Origin of the sequence: Meiothermus sp. (assembly GCF_026004075.1) — a bacterium.
Lineage (GTDB): Bacteria > Deinococcota > Deinococci > Deinococcales > Thermaceae > Meiothermus.
Window position 1 is genome coordinate 324,203 of record NZ_BPIK01000001.1, and the last position, 18,124, is coordinate 342,326.

Sequence of the window (18,124 nt, forward strand, 5' to 3'; positions counted from 1 at the left end):
GCACCTCTTCATTGTATGGCCGTGAAGTTCAGGGGTTTTGTAAGGGGATGGGCGTCCTTAGCTTACTGTTCTTTGCTGGGTTTTCGGGGGCACAGACTGGCTGAAACCTACGGCGTCTTGACAAAATACTACTTCATAAACTAGCATTTTCAATAGAAAAAAACTTCAAAGAGGTTCCCTTGCTAAACAGAGCGCAAATTCTTGAGCAGCTTCGTCACGGTTTGATTGCCTCGTGCCAGCCGGTGCGGGGTGGGCCATTGGATCGCCCCCCGTTGGTTGCGGCCTTGGCCCAGGCTACCTTGGCAGGGGGGGCTGTGGGGTTGCGTATTGAGGGCCTGGCAGATTTAGAAGCCACCCGCGCCGCTACATCGGTTCCGATCGTTGGTCTGGTCAAGCGGGAGGTGCCGGGCTCGCCGGTATACATCACCCCTGAGCTATCCGATGTCAGGGCCCTGGCCGAGCGGGGAGCCGACATCATCGCTTTTGACGCCACCCTGCGCCCGCGCCCGGTAGGGGTGGGGACGATGATCGAGGCCATTCATGCATTGGGGTGTCTGGCCATGGCCGACATCTCGACCCTGGAGGAGGGCCTCGAGGCCCATCGGCTGGGCGCCGATTTTGTGGGTTCGACCATGTCGGGCTATACCGAGTATTCACCGCAGCTATCCGGCCCCGATTTGGAGCTGGTGCAGGAGCTTTCCAAGCGAGGCGCGAGGGTCATTGCCGAAGGCCGCATTGCGACACCGGAGCAGGCCAGGGCGGCCCTGGAGGCGGGGGCTTTTGCGGTGACGGTGGGAACCGCTCTAACCCGTATCGAGCTTCTGACGCAAGGGTTTGTGAACGCACTGAGGAGGGTGGCGAAATGAGCCGGGCCGCAGTTTTGTGGTTTGGTGCTGGGCGTAAGACACTGCTCTTAAGCTTTGTCCGGGGGGGATGCACGCATGCCTAATGGGGCGCTGGCATCGTTGCGAAGCCTCGGGGGTCATATGACCCCTGCACTGCGCAAGATTGCCGACTACGTGCAGGAGAATCCGGAAAAACTGCTCTACCAAACGGTGGTGGAGGTAGCCGATGGCTCGGGCTCTTCGGAAGCCAGCGTGATTCGCTTCTGCCGTGACCTGGGTTTTAGCGGGTTCCAGGAGTTCAAGCTGGCCCTGGCCTCTGACCTGGCTGCCAGCCCGGTGGGGCTGGGGCCGCAGGATAACCCCCGAACCCCCGAAGAGGCCCTCGAGTACGTCCTGCATCACGCCAAGCAGGCGCTCGAGGATACCCGCCGCCTGGTAGATTTGAAACTGATAACCAAGGCGGTAAACCTAATTCTGAAGGCCCAGCGCATTGATATCTACGGCGTGGGGGCCTCGGGGGTAACCGCGCAGGACTTTGCCTACAAGTTTATGCGCCTGGGCTACGCTACCCAGGCCTACCCCGACCCCCATATGGCCGCCATGGCGGCTGCAACCCTGGATAAAAAGTCCCTGGCTATCGGCATCACCCGTTCGGGCACTACCATTGACACGGTCAAAGCCATGGAGATTGCCAAGCGTTCGGGGGCGGCGACCATTGCCATCACCCAGCGCACCAAAAGCCCGGTGGCCCGTTTTGCCGATGTGGTGCTGGTCACATCGGTGTCTGAAAGCCCCCTGACGGGCGGGTCGGTAACGGCCAAAATGGGACAACTGCTGGTACTGGATCTGCTCTATACCTTGGTGGCCCTGGGCCGAAAACAGGCTTCGGACTTTATTGCCCGCACGGCAGCAGCCGTGGCGGATAGGAACTACTGAGATGCGCAGCAACAAGTGCCAAGGATTCACTGGCCGCGGGGGTTTTGGGCCCCCTGCGCTAGTTGGATGCTCGAGGCTTCCCATCGGCTTTTCGGGTTGATACCCGTTGGCAATCGTAGGAGGATAAACTATGGTTAAGCGTTTGTTGGCAGCGTCGGCGTTGGCCCTGGGCTTGAGCGCATTTGCCCAGACCCAGATCGAGTTCTGGACCTACTACCTGAGCCCGAACTTCGACAACTACATCAAAAGCACCATTGCCGATTTCGAGAAGGAAAACCCCACCATCAAGGTGCGCTGGGTAGACAAGCAGGACACCATGGAGCGCGACCTGACCGCAGCGGTGGCTTTGGGCCGGGCCCCCGATGTGGTGAACCTCTGGCAGGACTCCACCTTTGCTGCTGCTCAGAACAAGATCCTTACCCCCATCACCCAACTGGTCAACCGCAATGTGCTCAACCAGCTCTACTACCCCAACGTGCTGGACATGTTCGTGATGGAGGGTCAGGTCTACGGGCTGCCCTGGTACGGCTGGCTCGACCAGGGCGTGATGATGTACAACCCCGACCTGCTGCAAAAGGCCGGGGTAGACGTGCGTACTATTCGCAATACCGACGATCTCCTGGCGGCCTCGGCCCGCATTAAGCAAGCCACGGGGGCCTATGGCTGGCTGCCGCCGGTCAAAGACCCCAACGGGGCCAGCTTTCTGGGCCGCTTCTTCCTGGAAGGGCTGCCGATCTACGACAAAGACGGCAAAGCAGCTTTCAACTCTCCGGCCCACGTAGCCCTGCTGCAAAAGTACGTGGATGCCATGAAAAACGACGTGATCCCCCAGGAGCTCTTGCGCAAGGAAGCCTTCCAGCTTTCCAACGAGCTCTATAGCCAGGGTAAGGCTGCCATTGTGGTGGGGGCACCGACTACCCTCAACCGGGTCAAGGAGGCCAACCCCGACCTCTACGCCAAGACCCGCATCGTGCCCGCGCCCTTGGGCAAAGCGGGGATTCAGACTGGCGGCGCCATGAGCCTGGTAATTCCCAGCGCATCGAAGAACAAGAGCGCTGCCATTCGCTTCGCCCTCTTCGTGACCAACCGCACCAACCAGGTCAAGTTTGCCAATGTGGTGCCTATCGTTTCTACTGCGGCGGGCTCGGAAAACGACCCTGGCCTGAAGGCCAAGAGCAACGACCCCCTGGAAATTGGCAAGGGCATGAACTCCGCCTCGGGCCGCCTGATTAACCCCGGCTTCAAGCCCCCCAAAAACACCGACGATGTCTACAAGAACTTCAACGACAACATCGAGGCGGCCTTCCTGGGGCGTAAGACCGCCAAACAGGCTCTGGACGATGCGGTAGCTTTTTGGAACGCCAACGCCAAGTGAGCCGATAGCCAGTAGCGGATAGCTGATAGCCTGTGGATTCTCCGGCCATGGGCTATCAGCTATCGGCCAAGGGTTCTTTATGAAACAACAGGCTTTCACCACCACCCTCATCGCCTATGCTTTTTTGGCACCGGCCTTGGTGCTGATGGGGTTATTTACGTTTTATCCGGTTATTTATGGCTCCTATCTGGGTTTTACCGACTACACCGTGGCCGACCTGGCTACGGGCGAGGGGCCCAAGTGGGTGGGGCTCAAAAATATCCAGTTTGTGTTGGCCGACCCTCTGTTTCAGACAGGTATCCTCAATTCGCTCAAATACTTGCTGGTGGTGCCCATTCTCCAGATTGCTTCGTTGGCGGTAGCGGTGCTGGTCAACCAGAAGCTGCCCTTTATGGCGTTTTTTCGGGTGGGTTACTACATTCCGGTGGTCACTTCCATCTCGCTGGCAGCGGTGATGTGGGAGTGGATTTTTCAGAAAGAAGGTTTTCTAAACTGGTCTTTGCAACTGCTCAACGTGTTGAACAGCGAAGGCCGCTTTAACTGGCTGCTCAACGAAAACACCGCGCTGTGGGCCATCATGCTGGTTACCTTCTGGCGGGGCTTTGGTTACTACATGGTGCTCTACCTGGCGGGTTTGCAGAGCATCCCTGCCGAGCTCGAGGAAGCCGCCACCCTGGACGGTGCTTCGGCCTGGCAGCGTTTCTGGCTGATTATCGTGCCGCTGATGCGACCCACCCTGCTCTTGTGCAGCCTGCTTTCGACCATTGCGGCCATACGGGTGCTCGAGGAGATCATCGTTTTCACCGGAGGCAGCGGTGGGCCGCTCAACAGCACCTACACCGCCTTGCTTTATGTCTACAACAAGAGTTGGGGCAATATGCTCAACGCCAACTTCGGGGTGGCCGGGGCGGCCGGGTTGCTGATTGCCCTGGTAGGGTTTGCCCTGAGCTACGTCAACTTTCGCCTGACCCGTGAAGAAAGGAGCGAGCGATGAGCCCACAGACCCAGGAAGCGGCCCGTTTGCGGGCTCGAGCCGCCCTGCGCAAGGGGCTCGGCACCGCTTTGAGCTACGCGCTCATGCTGCTGATACTGGCCTTTGCCATCTTTCCTTTTTTGTGGACGCTGGCCATTTCGATTACCGATAAACAGGCCAGTGGCATTAGCATCTACGACTTTCCCAGCAGCCTGTTTCCTCCAGCCGTCACGCTGGGTAACTTTTTCGAGGTCATCACCAAACTCAACCTGGGCAAGTATTTCCTCAACTCGGTCATCATCACCGCACTGACGGTGGTTGGAACCCTGGTGGTCTCGGCCCTGGCAGCCTATCCGCTGGCCCGCTTGCAGTTTCCGGGCCGAGCCCTGATTTTTGGTGCCATTGTTTCGACCCTGGTCTTGCCGACCGAGATTGCCTTTATCGTCAATGTGCTGACGCTGCGCGATCTGGGACTTTTGGGCACGTATGCAGGGGTGGTGCTGCCCATCATCGCAACAGCCTTTGGCATCTTTCTGATGCGCCAGGCTTACCTGGCCATTCCCGGCACCCTGATGGAAGCGGCCCGCATAGATGGCGCTACCGAGCTACAAATCCTGTGGCGGGTGATGATTCCCCTTTCGGTGCCCTCGCTGACCGCCTTGGGCATCTTTACCCTGGTGGGCACCTGGAATGCCTTTTTCTGGCCCTCGGTGGCCCTCCTGACCAACGACGACCTATTGCCCATGTCGGTAGCGATTCTCAAGCTCAAGGGTCAGTTCAACTACGACGTGTTCAACGTGGCCGCAGGGGCCATGATTATGATGATTCCGGTACTGGTGGTGTTTTTCATGGCCCAGCGCTTCTTCATGCGGGGCATGGAAGGGGCCGTAAAGGGCTGAATAGGTCAGGCGCACGAACCCAACCGGATAGCGCTTAGGAGGTACGGGACATCTGCCGAAGGGCCAGATGAACGCCAGGCTGCTCAGTGGTTCGGGTAGATTGAGAAACAGGTTGCCATCCGACGTATGAAGCGAGTTCTACTGCTGCCAGCCGATACCAGACCCGTAACCCTCGAGCTGCCCCACCAACTGGCGCGGGTAGCGGGGCTGGAGATGCGCTCGCCTGCACTGGAAATTTTGAACCGGATGAACGAACCGGGAAATACCGCGGCCCTTGCGGAGTGGTTGCGGCGGGAGGCGCCTGTGGCCGATGTGGCCATCGTAAGCCTGGAAACCCTCTGTTTGGGGGGTATGATTCCGGCCCGACGGGTCTCGGATAGCCTGGAAGCGACATTGCAGCGCCTCGAGGTTCTGCGGGAGATCAAGCACAAGCACCCCGGTCTGCGCATCCTGGCCCATGGTGTGGTGGTTCGGGTGGCCCACGACAACGACCCCTTGGAGGAAAAGCCCTACTACGGCGAATGGGGGGCGGCGTTGCGCAAGGTTTCGGAGTGGATGGATCGCCTGGAGCGGCAGCAGGCCGCTGGGCAAGCGCTGGGCGATGCGCCGATGGAGCTGGATCGGGCTCGCTTGCACCTGCCCAAAGAGGTTTTGCAGGACTGGCTCGAGACCCGCGAGCGCAACCATGCCCTGCATATGGCGGCAATTGACCTGCTCAACGAGGGCATCCTCGAGCATCTGTGCCTCACCCTGGACGACACCACCCCCTATGGCCTGGCGGCCCGGGATCGAAGGCGGCTCGAGGCCCGCCTGGACGAACTGGGCCTGTGGAGCGAGGCCGATATCTACCCTGGGGCCGACGAGGTAGCCTGCACCTTGCTGGCAAGGGCCCTGGTCAACCACTCCGGGCGCAGAACCAGGGTCTTGGTGCGTTACCCTTCGGTGCTGGCGGAGCAGGCGGAGATGCTGTATGAAGATCGCCCGCTGGGGGAACTGGTCAGGGCCCATGTGCGGGCTGCGGGAGGCTTGATGGTGCAGACAGTAGAGGAGGCCGACCTGGTTCTGGCCGTGAACGCACCTGCCATCCGGCAAGCCCACCACCAGCCCGACTTTGAGACGGTGGATACTGCAGCCCGCCACCTGCCCGACTTTGTAGACCGTCTGGTGGCCGACCAGGCCGCCGGCCGGATGGTGGCGGTGGCCGATGTGGCCTATGCCAACGGGGCCGAGAACCGCTTCGTGCAATTGTTGTTGCAGTCGGTGAACCTTCCGGGGCTGGCCGGTTTTGCAGCCTGGAATACCGCTGGCAATAGCCTGGGTAGCGCCCTCGCAACAGGAATTTGCGCTTTGTATGGCGACGACCCGGTCTCGCTGGCCGAGGCCAATTTTTCCCGGTTGGTGGACGACTGGCTTTATCAGAGCCGGGTGCGCCCAGAGGTACACGACAAACTAACCGAGGAAATCGGTAAGCCGCCCAGCCCCTTCGACCTGGGCGACCTTAAGTGGGGGGCCGAGCTCGCCATTGATCAGCGTCTTACCCCTTTGGCCTATGGGCTTTGGCAGCAGTTTTTCGCTCCCAGTCTGCCGGGGGTAAAGCTGGAGTGGAACCGCCCCAGGCTGGCCTGGCCGCGTTTGTTTACCGGAGTGTTTCCGTTGCGCCTGGTACGGGAGGATGGGTAATGCAGGATTTGCAGCGTTTGTGGGTTCGCTGGAAGGAGTTATTGGCCTGGCAGAACCTGGAAGCCCAGCCCATTAGAGGGGAGTTTCAGGCTGCGGGTGGCCCCCGGGTCTCCATCCAGCCCGGTGACCTATGGCCTGATCGTAGCTTTCCGGTACGCTTCTTTTTTGAGGTCACCGTACCCCCACCCTGGGCTGGGAAACCTGTCTGGATTCGCATCAAACCGGGGGGGGAGGGTTTGTTGCTCGCTAACGACAGGCCCCTGGGGGGGCTTAACCCTTACCACGCCGAGTACCCTTTGCTGGAACCTGCACAGGGAGACGAAAAGATACGCCTCGAGGTCGAGGCGGTGCCCAAAGGGGTGTTTGGTAGTCCAGTGCAAGAACCCCGGCTCGAGCAGGCCACCTTACTGGTGCCCGACCTCCAGGTGCGGGCTTTATGCACCGACCTGGCCTGCGCGCTGGAGGCGGTGCCATACCTTGCCCCCGACCTGGCCCAACACCTGCTGGACGTGCTGAGCGAAACCTTTTCCCGTATCGAGCTGCCGCGCAGCCCGGCACAGGCCTACCTGAACCAGCTCGAGCGTTCGGCCTGGGCTCAGGAAACCGCCAAGCTGTGGGAGGAGTGGCGCTTCGAGGGGCCGGGCCTTCCCTTGCAAGAGGGGCACCGAAAAAGCCTCGAGGCCGCTCGAGACTTCTTCCGGCAAGCCCTGGCGCACCTCCGCCAACGCTACCCAGCCTCCGGCAAGCTCTTGCTCTCCGGGCATGCCCACATAGACCTGGCCTGGCTGTGGCCCATCGCCGAGACCCGGCGCAAGATCCGCCGTACCTTTGCTACGGTGCTGCACCTGATGGAGCGTTATCCCGAGCTCCATTTCAACCAGTCCAGCGCCCAGGCTTATGCCTGGCTCGAGCAGGACGCCCCGGCGTTGTTTGAACAGGTGAGGGCACGGGTGCAGGAGGGGCGCTGGGAGCTGGTGGGTGGCATGTGGGTGGAGCCCGATGGCCAGCTGCTTTCGGGGGAGTCCTGGGTGCGGCAGTTGCTCTATGGACAGCGCTACTTTCAGCAGAAGTTCGGCATCCGGGCCCAGGTGGCCTGGTTGCCCGACACCTTCGGTTTTGCCGCCAACCTGCCCCAGCTTTTGAAGCAGGCGGGCCTCCCTTACTTTTTCACCACCAAGCTCAACTGGAACGAGACCAACCCCTTTCCCCACGACCTCTGGGAGTGGGAGGGCCTGGACGGCTCGAGGGTGCTGGCCCACGGCTTCTGGAACCCCAACGAGGGCTATAACGGGCGGCTGGAAGCCCTCGATCTGGCGGGCACCTGGAAGAACTTCAAGGGCAAGCGCTACCACGATACCTCGCTGCTTACCTTTGGCTATGGCGATGGCGGTGGCGGCCCCAGCGCCGAGATGATGGAGCGCTACGCCCGTTACCGCGAATTCCCCGGCCTGCCCAGCGTGGAGATTGGGCGGATAGATGGGTTTTACCGGGGCGTGGAGCGCAGGGGGGCCGGGCTTGGTGAAGCTCAGGGTACTCGCAACGGACAGGGGGCAGGGGAGAAGGGGGAAGAAAATGGCGAGGGCTTTATGGGGCCCTGGCCGCTGCCAACCTGGAGTGGGGAACTCTACCTCGAGCTGCACCGGGCCACCTACACCACCCAGGCCGCCCTCAAAGCGCTCAACCAGCGCCTCGAGCAAACCCTGCTGGAGGCGGAGATGGCCTGGACGCTGGCTTCCCTCAAGAAAATAGACCCCCGCCTGACCCTGGATGAACCCAGCTATCCGGCGCGCGACCTCGAGGGTCTCTGGAAGGTCTTGTTGCTGCACCAGTTCCACGACATCCTGCCGGGCTCCAGCATTCACAGCGTGCCAAAGGAGGCGGCCGAAAGCCTGCGGGTGGCCCTGATTCAGGCCGAGGAAGTGCGGCAGGAGGCCCTGGGGCTGCTTTCGGCGGAGGTGCGCAAGGTGCACCCCGAGGCGGTGGCGCATCTGGTGGTGTGGAACCTGAGCACCTCGCCGCGCCCCTTGCGGTTCAAGCTCCTTCGCCCCACCGAGCAGTTCTTCCGCTTGCTCACCAGCACCGGCAACGAGGTACCCTACCAGGAGTCAGGCCCCTATATCCTGATCGCTGCCGAGGAGACCGTGCCGGCCCTGGGCTACCTGGCTTTGGCGGTGGTAGGTCATCTAGACGCCCGCCGAACTCCTGCGGTGCGGGTCAAGGGCCTCGAGCGGGTGCTGGAAAACCAACATCTGCGGCTGGAGGTGGCCCCGGATGGCACCATAAGCCGCCTCTACGACAAAGACCACCGGCGCGAGGTGCTGGCCGGACGCGGCAATCAGATCTGGGTTTATACCGATGTGCCGCGCTACTGGGAAGCCTGGGATCTGGACGCTTCGTATGTCCGGGAGGGCCGCGAAATCCCCGCCACCCAGGTCAAGCTGATTGAGGGAGGCCCCATGCGGGCCGGTATCTGGGTGGAGCGCAAAATAGGCGCGTCGCGCCTCGAGCAGACCTACTGGCTGTGGGGCGGTTCGCGTCGCCTGGAGATCGAGACCACCGTCCACTGGCAGGAGCGCCGCACCCTGCTCAGGGCTTTGTTTCCAGTAAACGTGCGAAGCCATGAAGCCTGGTTCGACACCGCTTTTGGTGCCGTGCCGCGACCTACCCACACCAACACCGGTTGGGATGCAGCCCGTTTCGAGGTTCCGGCCCTGCGCTGGGCCGATCTGAGCGAGGCCGGGTATGGGGTGAGCCTGCTGGGCGGCTTCAAACACGGCTACAGCGCCCGAGGGAACGTGCTGGGTCTGTCGCTCCTGCGGGGGGCCATCTGGCCCGATCCGCTGGCCGATGTGGGCGAGCACCATTTCAGCTATGCGCTCTATCCGCACCCAGGGGACTGGCGCAGCGGAACGGTGGCCCAGGCCGAAGACTTCCTGGCCCCCTTGTTGTCGCTGGCCCTGCCGGTGCATGCCGGAGGCCAGCCTTCCAGTCGCCAGTTTTTGCGCCTGTCGCCCTCGAGCCTGCGCATAGCCGCGTTCAAGCGGGCCGAGGAGGGCTTTGGCTACATTTTGCGGCTCTACGAGGCGCATGGTGGACGGGGTGAGGTGGAGCTCGACCTTACGGCCCTGGGCATTCGCAGTGCCAGCCGGGTGAACCTGCTGGAAGAAACGGAAAAAACCCTTTCCCTGCGGAACGGTCACCTGACCCTTTCCTATGCCCCCTATCAGGTGATTACCCTGAAACTGGAGCTGTAGATGACAGTGCTCGCAGGTACACTGATAACCCCCAAGCTGTCCTATTCGGGCCGTATTGTGTTCTCGGAGCAGGTCGAGGCTCTGGAGCCACTGGATGCCGCCCAGGACTGCCCAGAACGCTACATTCTTCCGGGTTTTATAGACCTGCACGTGCATGGGGGGGGTGGGGCCGACTGCATGGATGGGGAGCAGGCCGTGCGACAGATGGCCCGTTTCCACGCCCAGCATGGCACCACTGCCCTGCTCGCTACCACCGTCACGGCGCCGCTGGAGGAGCTCGAGGCCGCCCTAAGGGGCATCGCTGCAGTGGTGCACAACCCCGGCCCCGGCGAGGCGCGGGTGCTGGGGGTGCACCTGGAGGGGCCGTTTATCAGCCCGGAAAGGCTGGGGGCCCAGCCGCCCTACACCCTCGAGCCCAGCATCGCAATCATGCGCTACCTGCTTTCCCTGGCCCCAATTCGAGTGGTGACGCTGGCCCCCGAACGGCCGGGGGCGCTCGAGCTAATCCGCTTCCTGACCGAGCAGGGGGTGCGGGTGCAGCAAGGCCACACAGCGGCCACCTACGCCCAGTCGCTAGCAGGTTTTGAGGCCGGGGCCCAGGGTTTTACCCATTTCTACAACGCCATGACCCCCCTGCGCCACCGCGAGCCAGGGGTGGTGGGGCTGGGCCTCGAGCGCGCCCGCTGGGCCGAGGTTATCCCGGACGGACTGCACGTGCACCCGGCGGCCATCCGTGCGCTGGCCCGAGCCATCCCCCAGACCTATGCTGTAACCGATGCGGTGGCTGCCGCAGGACGGCCCGAGGGGGAGTACCGGTTGGGGCGGCACCGCGTCTACAAGAAAAGCCAGGGGGTTTTCCTGGCCGATGGCACCCTGGCTGGGAGCGCTCTTACCATGGACAGGGCTGCGTATAATCTGCGCTGCTGGGGCTATACCGTGCCTGAGGTGATGCAGATAACCTCGAGCTTTGCCGCCCAATACCTGGGAATCCCGCATGGGCTGGAAATAGGCCGGCCCGCCGACCTGGTAGTGCTCGACGAGCAGTTACAGCTTGTGGAGGTGTATGTGCGAGGCCAGAAAGTGGAGGTCTCTGGATGAAAGCGGTCGAAACCAAGATGTTCAAAGAGGCCCATCAAGCCCCTGCGGTGGTGGAGCAGGCCTTGCGAGAAAACAAGAGCGAGATGGAGCTACTGGGCACCTTCTTGCGCCGCCATACCCCGCCCTTCGCGCTGACGGTGGCTCGAGGTAGCTCCGACCATGCGGCACTTTATGGCAAGTACCTGATCGAAAGCCTGCTGGGTCTGGTCTGCTCCTCGGCCATACCTTCCATCCACACCGTATACGGTCGCCACCTGTCGGTGAACAAAGCTCTGGTGATCGCAGTTTCCCAATCCGGGGAAAGCCCCGACCTGATCGAGGTCACCCGCCAGGCCCGGCGCGACGGGGCCCTGACCCTGGCCTTTGTAAACAAGGAAAACTCGCCCCTGGCCCAGACTGCCGAGGTGGTGCTGCCGCTCTGGGCAGGCCTCGAGGAAGCGGTGGCGGCCACCAAAAGCTACCTGGCCACCCTGGCCTCGCTGGCCCAGTTGGTCGCCGCCTGGGCCGAAGACAAAACCCTTAAAGAAGCCCTGGCGGTGTTGCCGGAAGCCCTGTACAAAGCCGCACACGCCAACTGGCAGGCGGGGCTGGAGCCGCTGGTGGAAGCGGAAAACGGCCTGGTGGTGGGACGCGGTTATGCTTTTGCGGTGGCCAACGAGCTGGCCCTCAAACTCAAAGAGACCAGCGCCTTTCACGCCGAGGCCATGTCGGGCGCCGAGCTCTTGCACGGCCCGGTTGCGCTGGTAGAGCCCGACTTCCCCCTGCTGGTACTGGCTCCCAAAGACAAACCCCTGCCCGGCATGCTGAGCTTGCTGGAAAACCTGCGCGGTAAAGGCGGACACCTGCTGGTGGCCTCCTCCGAAAGCGAGGTGCTGGAGCTGGCCCATACCCCCTTGCCGCTCCCCGGCAGGCTCCACCCGGTGCTGGACTCCATTCTGCTGGCCCAGGCCTTCTACCCCTTCGCCGCCGAACTCTCGGTGGCCCGGGGCTTCGACCCCGATGCCCCGCGCAATCTGTCCAAGGTGACCCGCACGCGCTGAGGTGCTTCGGATTGATAGGATACAGCTATGGAAATTCGCAAGATTGGTGTGATCGGTGCAGGGCAGATGGGGGCGGGCATTGCCCAGGTGGCGGCCCAGGCAGGTTATCAGGTGGTGCTGCGCGACCTCGAGCAGACCTTCCTCGAGCGCGGCCTTAGCAGCATTAAGCGTTCCATCGGCAAGCTGCTGGAAAAAGGCAGGCTCGATCAGCAGGCCCACGACGCGGCCCTGAGCCGCATTGTGACCACCACCCACCTGGCCGACCTCAAAGACTGCGACCTGGTGATCGAGGCCATCGTGGAGCACGAGCCCACCAAGCTCGAGCTTTTCCGCGAGCTCGACGCCCTCGTCCAGCCCGCGGCCATCCTGGCCTCCAACACCTCCTCGATTCCCATCACCCGCCTGGCCTCGGCCACCCGCCGACCGGAGCGCTTTATCGGGATGCACTTTATGAACCCGGTGCCCCTGATGGAACTGGTAGAGGTAATCCGGGGCTACCTCACCGACGAGGCCACCACCCAGGCCGTGCTGGAAGCGGCCCGCCGCATGGGCAAGACCCCGGTGGAGGTCAACGACTACCCCGGTTTCGTCTCCAACCGCATCCTGCTGCCCATGCTCAACGAGGCCATCCAGTGCGTGATGGAGGGGGTGGCTACGCCCGAGGCCATCGACCAGGTGATGAAGCTGGGCATGAACCACCCCATGGGCCCCCTCACCCTGGCCGACTTCATCGGCCTGGACACCTGTCTCTCCATCATGGAAGTTCTGCACCGGGGGCTGGGCGATGACAAATACCGGCCCTCGCCCCTGCTGCGCAAGATGGTGCAGGCTGGGCTTTTGGGCCGCAAGAGCGGGCGGGGTTTTTACCGCTACGACGAAAAGGGCAACAAGATCGGATGACCCGGCTGGATCACCTGGTGCTGGCCGCCCGGACCCTGCAAGAGGGGGTGGAGTACGTTCAGGACACCCTGGAGGTGCTGCTTCCATCGGCGGGGGGCCGGCACCCCTTGATGGGCACGCACAACCGCTTGTTGAACCTGGGGGGCGGCGTGTATCTGGAGATCATCGCCATTGACCCCCAGGCGCCCGCGCCGGGCCGCCCGCGCTGGTTCGAACTGGATCGCTTCGCGGGGCCGCCGCGCCTTCTGACCTGGGTGGCCCGCACCGAGGGCCTCGAGCGCTACGCTGCGCTGGGGCTGGGCCCGGTGACCAAAGCCAGCCGGGGCGACCTCGAGTGGCACATCACCCTCCCCGAGGATGGGCGCCTGCACTGGGGCGGGGTGGTGCCCTACCTGATTCAGTGGGGTTCCCACCACCCTACCGATACCCTGCCGGACGCAGGCTGCCGCCTGCTGGCCTGGAAGCTACAGCACCCCCAGCCCGAGGCCGTAGCCCCGGTGCTGCAACAACTGGGCCTCGAGTATTCGTTAGAAGTATCTTTACATCCGGGGCTCTGGGCCCTCGTCCAGACCCCCGCCGGACGCAAGGTGCTCTTTAGCCAGGCTGGGGGCTCTGCCGGACAAAAAACCGGCCCAGCCAGTCCAGAAATCGGCTGATGGGGCCTTTCTGGACGCTGCGCTGCACCGAAAGGGCCGCCTCTTCGGGGCCCACATCGTGCCCGATGGCCTGGGACAAAAAGTAGCGGTGGTCGGAGATCCACAGGTACAGGTCGGCCTCGGTACGGCCCGGGAAGTTTTTCAGCACGCCGTTCTCGCGAATCTCCAGAATGGTGGGTAGGTAGAGGTTGTCGTACCAGTCGACAACCGCCTCTTCCCAGCTAATCGAGCGCTTCTGCTCGAGGCCCATGAAATACTGATGGGTGCGGATGTGATCGAGCAGCACGTCGTAGCGGCCAGGCCGGCTGAACAGGATGGGTTCGTGGTTGGGGCGCAGCTGGGGCAGCCGGGTCTTCTCTAAGAACTCGGCGTACTCCCCTTTCAGAATCACATCCTTGATGGTGTCGTGAGGCTCGAGGTCTACCGGAACGTCGAGCTCGATGACGTAGGCATCTATGTAATGCTGGCCTTGGGCTTTGGCTAAAGCCGTGCGGTGGTTGCCGTCTTTTACAAAGTAGGCATCGCCAACCTTGTAAACGTGAATAGGGGGAAACTCCACCCCCTCGAGCTGTGCCTGCCGGAGCTTGGCCCAGCGATCCAGGGTAAAGGGTTCTTTGGGCATGAACTCGGCGTCGAAGTCGCCATAACGATCGACCGAACCAATGATTTTATCTACCTCGATAGTCTGTAGCCCTTTGTAAGACTCGCCCCTGGGGCGCAGGCTGGAAGAAACCGCGCTGTAGGGCAGCAGATCGTTGGGCTGGCCGCGCAGACGGCGTAGAATATCGTGAACTAACACACGACGCGACAATGCCTCGGCCTCTAGCTGGGCTTGGTGTTCTGAATCCATGGGGCTCACCTTGATACGCTTTCGAATCTGCGCTGTGTTGGTGCAGCCAGGCTGGGGCTTCTCCTAATGGCTTGAAATCTGGCGTAAGGCTTTGCTGTGGCGGAATTGGGTTGAGGTTTTCGCCACAACCCGGCTCGAGTATAACCCAGCCCCAAAGCACCCCCGACCGACCATAGCCAAAAAATGAGCACACACCTGCCATATGCAGCGGGTGTGTGTAAGCAGTTTAAGCAGTTCTAGGCGGCCTCTTTGGAAAGGCGCTCGAGGCCGCTGGGGTTTTCCAGCACCAGCTTGCCATAGCCAGAGCGGATGTAGCCCTCGCGGGTCAGCTCGCCGATTACCTTGGTTACGGTTTCGCGCACCGAGCCCACCGCCGAGGCAATCTCGTCGTGGGTGGCCCGAACCCCCACCCGCCCGTTTTTCTCGGTGTAGGCCACGGGGGTACGGGAGAGGTCGAGCAGGGTGGCCGCGATACGGTTCTTGAGACGCTGGCCGGAGATGCGCTGGATGGTCTGGTAGGTCTGGGCCAGGGCTTTGACCAGGCCCTGCACCAGGCTGGCCATTTCTTGGGCCGAGAGCTGGCCAGGGGCCAGGGCGTCTACCTTGGTTTCGGTTACGGCTTCGGCAAAGTAGGTGCGCTCGGCGCCCGAGATGACCTCTTCGCCGAAATACTCACCAGGGCGCACGAACCGCAGGGTTAGGGCGTTGCCTTCGTCGTCTACGCTTTGCAGCCGTACCAGACCCTCCCGCACCCGGTAGAGCTGATCCTTGGGGCTGGGCTCTCCGGGGTAGAGAATGATCTCGCCAGGATCGAAGGTTAGGGTGTCCAGGATGCTGGTTTGCATAGCTTCATCACTCCTTGAATTGCAATATAGCAGGACTTGGTGATTTTGTAAACATTCATGTTGATTTATTTGAAGTGAGTGAGGCCACATTTGGAAAAATGTGTAATGTGGACTGGATACCCAGCTATACGCGTGGACATAGCAGGTTGGATGTGAGCGGCTTTCACCACCAGCCCCGGCGCTTCATCCAGAGGGCCAGCCCGCCCCCAATGGCCAGCAGCCCCCCCCAGAAATACGCCCGCCCTGCGGGCCACTGGTACTCGGTAAAGGCTTCGAAATTGGTGCCGTAGATGCCGGCCCAGAGGGTCATGGGCAGGAACAGCACCGAGATGACCGTAAGGGCCTGCACCACCCGGTTGAGCCGGTTGTTCTGGGCCGAGAGGTACACCTCCAGCACGTTGGATAGCTCGTCTCGGGCTGCATCCAGCCCCTCGTAGACCCGGCCCATGCGGTCGGTGAGGTCGCGGAAAAGATAAGCCTCGCCGCCCAGGAGGGGGAGGCGCTCGAGGTGCAGCAAGGCCTCGCGGGCCTGCGAGACCAGGCGGCGGGTGCGTAGCACCTCGCGGCGGGCGGAAAACACCTGGCGGGGGATTTCGGGGGTGTTGTCGCCATTCAGGGCCAGCTCTTCCAGGTCTTCGACCCGGTCGGTGAGGGCATCGGTGTACTCGAAAAAGGTTTGCACGCCCTGATCGAGCAGGCGTTGCCACAGTCGCAGGCACGCACCCCCCCGGAAGCTATTCCAGATTTGCTCGAGGTAGTCTACCGGCTCGTTGCGGTAGGTGAGCAGCACCTGGGTCTCGGGGAAGTAAAAGTACGAGACCCGCTCAGTGCGGCTGTGGGCGTTATGGGGGGACTCGAGGGTACGAAAGATCAGAAAAAGGTGCTTGGGGTACTCCTCGAAGCGGCTCCAGTGTCCGATCTCCTGGGCATCGGCCAGGGCCAGGGGGTTGAGGGGGTACTGCTTCCCAATGAGTGCCAGTTCCTCGGGTGTGGGGGTTTCGACATCCACCCAGACCTGGGTTTCCAGCAGGCCGCAAGTGGCCCCGTTGGAGAGTTGCTTGGCCCGAATCATGATTTATGGCTTGTTGCTAGCCCACGCTCTGGCCGATCCACTCGAGGTAGCTCTGCGACCCCGTCTCAATCTCGTGAGCGATAATCTCGGGCACCTGGTAGGGATGCAGCGCTTTGATGCGGGTTTCTAGGGCTGGGTAGCGCTCCTGGCGGGTTTTGATGATGAGCAGCAGTTCGCTGCTTTCCTCCACCTGGCCTTGCCAGCGGTAGACCGAGGTGAGGCCCGGTAAGACATTGACACAGGCCGCCAGTTCCTCGTGTACTACCGTATGGGCGATGCGCCGGGCGGTCTCGAGGTCGGGGACGGTGCAAAAAACCGTGAGGTACATGCCTACCAGATTACCGGATGCCCAGCGTTTGCACCGCCAGGCGGGCTGCGGCCAGATCCCAAAGCGCGTGGCCCACGCTCTTGAACAGCACTATACCCGAGGCCGGTCGGGGCTGGTGCAGGGCCGCCTCGAGCGGCTGCACAAGGTTCCAGTCTACCCCGGCTTGCAGCAGGTCGCCCGCCTCCGAACGGGCCCCCTCGAGGGTATCCACGTACAGCCGGGCCTGCCGCACCAGCTCCGGGGCGACCTCGGCCATCTCGGGGCGGTAGGCTCCCACGGCGGCAATAAAGGCGCTCGAGGGGGCCTGCCGCAGCACCGGGGTGGGGCTGGTGGTGGCAGTTACGATCAGACGCACCTCCTCGAGGACGGGCTCGAGGCTGCGCACGGCCTGGGCCAGCAGGCCGCGCCCACGGGCATAGGAGGCCAGGGCTTCGGCGTGCTCGAAGTGGCGCGAGTACACGTACACCTTGTCGGTGCCCAGCCCCTCCTGGAAGGCCTCCAGATGGCTTCTGGCCTGCACACCTGCCCCGATGACGAGCAGGGTGCCGGTGGGGTGGGGGGCCAGGGTCTGGGCGGCCAGCAGCGAGACCGCCGCCGTGCGCCGGGCCGTTACCACTGCGCCGTCCAGCAGGGCCAGGCGTTGGCCGGTATCGGTGCGCATCACCCAGACCTCGGCCCGCACGCTGGGGCGCTCTTGGGGGTGCACCGTCACCAGCTTGGTTACGGTGATCTGGGGGTCGGTGGCCGGCATCAGCAGCAGGGTAGCCCCACCCGCCAGCGGCACCACCAGGCGCTCGGGGGCCTGAACCGCTCCCTGGGCGCGGGCCTCGAGCACCCCGGCGATGGCCTGGGCCAGGGCTGGGTAGGGGAGGGCCTGGGCGGTTTCTTCGGCTGTGAGAATGCGCATGACCCCAGCCTACCCCATGCGGAGCAGGGAATCTGGGGTGAGCACCTCCACCGGGTCGCCCACCCGCACCAGCCCGCCCTGCAGGACTCTGGCGTAGACACCTCGGGCGCTGTAGAGCACCTTGGGTAAGCGCAGGTCGAAGGCCGATAGGGTGTTGCAAACCGTACAGACGGTGGTGAGCTCGAGCACCGCCGTTCCAATCTTCAACCGACTGTGCGGGCCCAGCGTATGGGGGTCGAAATCTATCAGCAGGTTCTCGCCCAGAGCGCCCCAGGGCAGCTCGATGCCGGCCTGGCGCGCTCTAGCGTAGCTGGTCTGCCCCGCTACCAGCACCGCCCGGTCGGGGTGCTTGCCAAAATGCCGGTCGCCCTCCACCCCCTGGCCCTCGACCAGACGAACCTGCAATAAGGCCGGTTTGGGCAGGCTGGGGGCGAGCCCAGCGTGGAGGGAGAGCAGTTGCGGCATT

17 protein-coding genes are annotated in these 18,124 nt (G+C 62.7%); 11 read left to right on the plus strand and 6 right to left on the minus strand.

Going from position 1 to position 18,124, the window contains the following annotated elements:
• Positions 1–179 precede the first annotated feature (179 nt).
• From Q0X18_RS01585 to Q0X18_RS01635, 11 genes are all read left to right on the plus strand, one after another.
• On the plus strand, positions 180–866 hold the full coding sequence (locus Q0X18_RS01585) for an N-acetylmannosamine-6-phosphate 2-epimerase (protein WP_297557643.1): 687 nt from the start codon (positions 180–182) through the stop codon (positions 864–866).
• Positions 867–941: 75 nt separating this feature from the next.
• Positions 942–1,781: a MurR/RpiR family transcriptional regulator gene (locus tag Q0X18_RS01590; RefSeq protein ID WP_297557648.1), complete on the plus strand. Its 840-nt coding sequence runs from the start codon at positions 942–944 to the stop codon at positions 1,779–1,781.
• 130 nt (positions 1,782–1,911) lie between these two features.
• A complete protein-coding gene (locus tag Q0X18_RS01595; protein WP_297557651.1) occupies positions 1,912–3,156 on the plus strand; it encodes a sugar ABC transporter substrate-binding protein in 1,245 nt (414 codons plus the stop codon).
• A 79-nt stretch (positions 3,157–3,235) separates the two neighbouring features.
• Positions 3,236–4,150: a carbohydrate ABC transporter permease gene (locus Q0X18_RS01600; RefSeq protein WP_297557655.1), complete on the plus strand. Its 915-nt coding sequence runs from the start codon at positions 3,236–3,238 to the stop codon at positions 4,148–4,150.
• Positions 4,147–5,028: a carbohydrate ABC transporter permease gene (locus Q0X18_RS01605; RefSeq protein ID WP_297557658.1), complete on the plus strand. Its 882-nt coding sequence runs from the start codon at positions 4,147–4,149 to the stop codon at positions 5,026–5,028. The genes Q0X18_RS01600 and Q0X18_RS01605 overlap by 4 nt, the downstream gene beginning before the upstream one ends.
• Before the next feature lie 126 nt (positions 5,029–5,154).
• The gene (locus Q0X18_RS01610) at positions 5,155–6,708 is read left to right on the plus strand and encodes a DUF4127 family protein (protein WP_297557661.1); all 1,554 of its coding nucleotides are present in this window, start codon (positions 5,155–5,157) and stop codon (positions 6,706–6,708) included.
• Positions 6,708–9,962, plus strand: a complete 3,255-nt coding sequence (locus Q0X18_RS01615) for a glycoside hydrolase family 38 C-terminal domain-containing protein (RefSeq protein ID WP_297557664.1) — start codon at positions 6,708–6,710, stop codon at positions 9,960–9,962. Before Q0X18_RS01610 ends, Q0X18_RS01615 begins: the two co-directional genes overlap by 1 nt.
• Complete coding sequence (gene nagA, locus Q0X18_RS01620) at positions 9,963–11,060, plus strand: N-acetylglucosamine-6-phosphate deacetylase (protein ID WP_297557666.1); 1,098 nt, start codon at positions 9,963–9,965, stop codon at positions 11,058–11,060.
• Positions 11,057–12,100 carry an SIS domain-containing protein gene (locus Q0X18_RS01625; RefSeq protein WP_297557669.1) on the plus strand — a complete coding sequence of 348 codons (1,044 nt, stop codon included), beginning with the start codon at positions 11,057–11,059 and terminating at the stop codon, positions 12,098–12,100. Before nagA ends, Q0X18_RS01625 begins: the two co-directional genes overlap by 4 nt.
• A 27-nt stretch (positions 12,101–12,127) precedes the next feature.
• A complete protein-coding gene (locus Q0X18_RS01630) occupies positions 12,128–13,000 on the plus strand; it encodes a 3-hydroxybutyryl-CoA dehydrogenase (RefSeq protein ID WP_297557672.1) in 873 nt (290 codons plus the stop codon).
• The gene (locus Q0X18_RS01635) at positions 12,997–13,656 is read left to right on the plus strand and encodes a VOC family protein (RefSeq protein ID WP_297557676.1); all 660 of its coding nucleotides are present in this window, start codon (positions 12,997–12,999) and stop codon (positions 13,654–13,656) included. Before Q0X18_RS01630 ends, Q0X18_RS01635 begins: the two co-directional genes overlap by 4 nt.
• On the opposite strand, the gene Q0X18_RS01640 is transcribed toward Q0X18_RS01635, so the two are convergent.
• The 6 genes from Q0X18_RS01640 to Q0X18_RS01665 all read right to left on the minus strand — a co-directional run bounded on the left by Q0X18_RS01640 (position 13,595) and on the right by Q0X18_RS01665 (position 18,123).
• Positions 13,595–14,506: a DUF4032 domain-containing protein gene (locus tag Q0X18_RS01640; RefSeq protein ID WP_297557678.1), complete on the minus strand. Its 912-nt coding sequence runs from the start codon at positions 14,504–14,506 to the stop codon at positions 13,595–13,597. The genes Q0X18_RS01635 and Q0X18_RS01640 overlap by 62 nt on opposite strands.
• A gap of 236 nt (positions 14,507–14,742) precedes the next feature.
• Positions 14,743–15,351: a helix-turn-helix domain-containing protein gene (locus Q0X18_RS01645; protein WP_297557680.1), complete on the minus strand. Its 609-nt coding sequence runs from the start codon at positions 15,349–15,351 to the stop codon at positions 14,743–14,745.
• Between the two features lie 163 nt (positions 15,352–15,514).
• Positions 15,515–16,423 (minus strand): magnesium transporter CorA family protein, encoded by a 909-nt coding sequence (locus Q0X18_RS01650; RefSeq protein WP_297557683.1) that lies wholly within the window; start codon positions 16,421–16,423, stop codon positions 15,515–15,517.
• A gap of 16 nt (positions 16,424–16,439) precedes the next feature.
• Positions 16,440–16,751, minus strand: coding sequence for a divalent-cation tolerance protein CutA (gene cutA / locus Q0X18_RS01655; protein ID WP_297557686.1), 312 nt, complete (start codon positions 16,749–16,751; stop codon positions 16,440–16,442).
• A gap of 10 nt (positions 16,752–16,761) precedes the next feature.
• Entirely contained in the window at positions 16,762–17,658 is an 897-nt protein-coding gene (locus tag Q0X18_RS01660; protein WP_297557689.1) for a delta(1)-pyrroline-2-carboxylate reductase family protein, read from the minus strand.
• Between the two features lie 9 nt (positions 17,659–17,667).
• Positions 17,668–18,123 carry an MOSC domain-containing protein gene (locus Q0X18_RS01665; protein WP_297557692.1) on the minus strand — a complete coding sequence of 152 codons (456 nt, stop codon included), beginning with the start codon at positions 18,121–18,123 and terminating at the stop codon, positions 17,668–17,670.
• Position 18,124 lies beyond the last annotated feature (1 nt).

Bases quoted from the DNA above. Each gene is read 5' to 3' on its own strand.
- Q0X18_RS01595 (WP_297557651.1), top strand. From the start codon at position 1,912: ATGGTTAAGCGTTTGTTGGCAGCGTCGGCGTTGGCCCTGGGCTTGAGC.
- Q0X18_RS01615 (WP_297557664.1), top strand. From the start codon at position 6,708: ATGCAGGATTTGCAGCGTTTGTGGGTTCGCTGGAAGGAGTTATTGGCC.
- Q0X18_RS01630 (WP_297557672.1), top strand. From the start codon at position 12,128: ATGGAAATTCGCAAGATTGGTGTGATCGGTGCAGGGCAGATGGGGGCG.
- Q0X18_RS01610 (WP_297557661.1), top strand. From the start codon at position 5,155: ATGAAGCGAGTTCTACTGCTGCCAGCCGATACCAGACCCGTAACCCTC.
- Q0X18_RS01640 (WP_297557678.1), bottom strand. From the start codon at position 14,506: ATGGATTCAGAACACCAAGCCCAGCTAGAGGCCGAGGCATTGTCGCGT.
- Q0X18_RS01650 (WP_297557683.1), bottom strand. From the start codon at position 16,423: ATGATTCGGGCCAAGCAACTCTCCAACGGGGCCACTTGCGGCCTGCTG.
- Q0X18_RS01590 (WP_297557648.1), top strand. From the start codon at position 942: ATGCCTAATGGGGCGCTGGCATCGTTGCGAAGCCTCGGGGGTCATATG.
- cutA (WP_297557686.1), bottom strand. From the start codon at position 16,751: ATGTACCTCACGGTTTTTTGCACCGTCCCCGACCTCGAGACCGCCCGG.
- Q0X18_RS01635 (WP_297557676.1), top strand. From the start codon at position 12,997: ATGACCCGGCTGGATCACCTGGTGCTGGCCGCCCGGACCCTGCAAGAG.
- Q0X18_RS01660 (WP_297557689.1), bottom strand. From the start codon at position 17,658: ATGCGCATTCTCACAGCCGAAGAAACCGCCCAGGCCCTCCCCTACCCA.
- Q0X18_RS01645 (WP_297557680.1), bottom strand. From the start codon at position 15,351: ATGCAAACCAGCATCCTGGACACCCTAACCTTCGATCCTGGCGAGATC.
- Q0X18_RS01625 (WP_297557669.1), top strand. From the start codon at position 11,057: ATGAAAGCGGTCGAAACCAAGATGTTCAAAGAGGCCCATCAAGCCCCT.
- Q0X18_RS01600 (WP_297557655.1), top strand. From the start codon at position 3,236: ATGAAACAACAGGCTTTCACCACCACCCTCATCGCCTATGCTTTTTTG.
- nagA (WP_297557666.1), top strand. From the start codon at position 9,963: ATGACAGTGCTCGCAGGTACACTGATAACCCCCAAGCTGTCCTATTCG.
- Q0X18_RS01665 (WP_297557692.1), bottom strand. From the start codon at position 18,123: ATGCCGCAACTGCTCTCCCTCCACGCTGGGCTCGCCCCCAGCCTGCCC.
- Q0X18_RS01605 (WP_297557658.1), top strand. From the start codon at position 4,147: ATGAGCCCACAGACCCAGGAAGCGGCCCGTTTGCGGGCTCGAGCCGCC.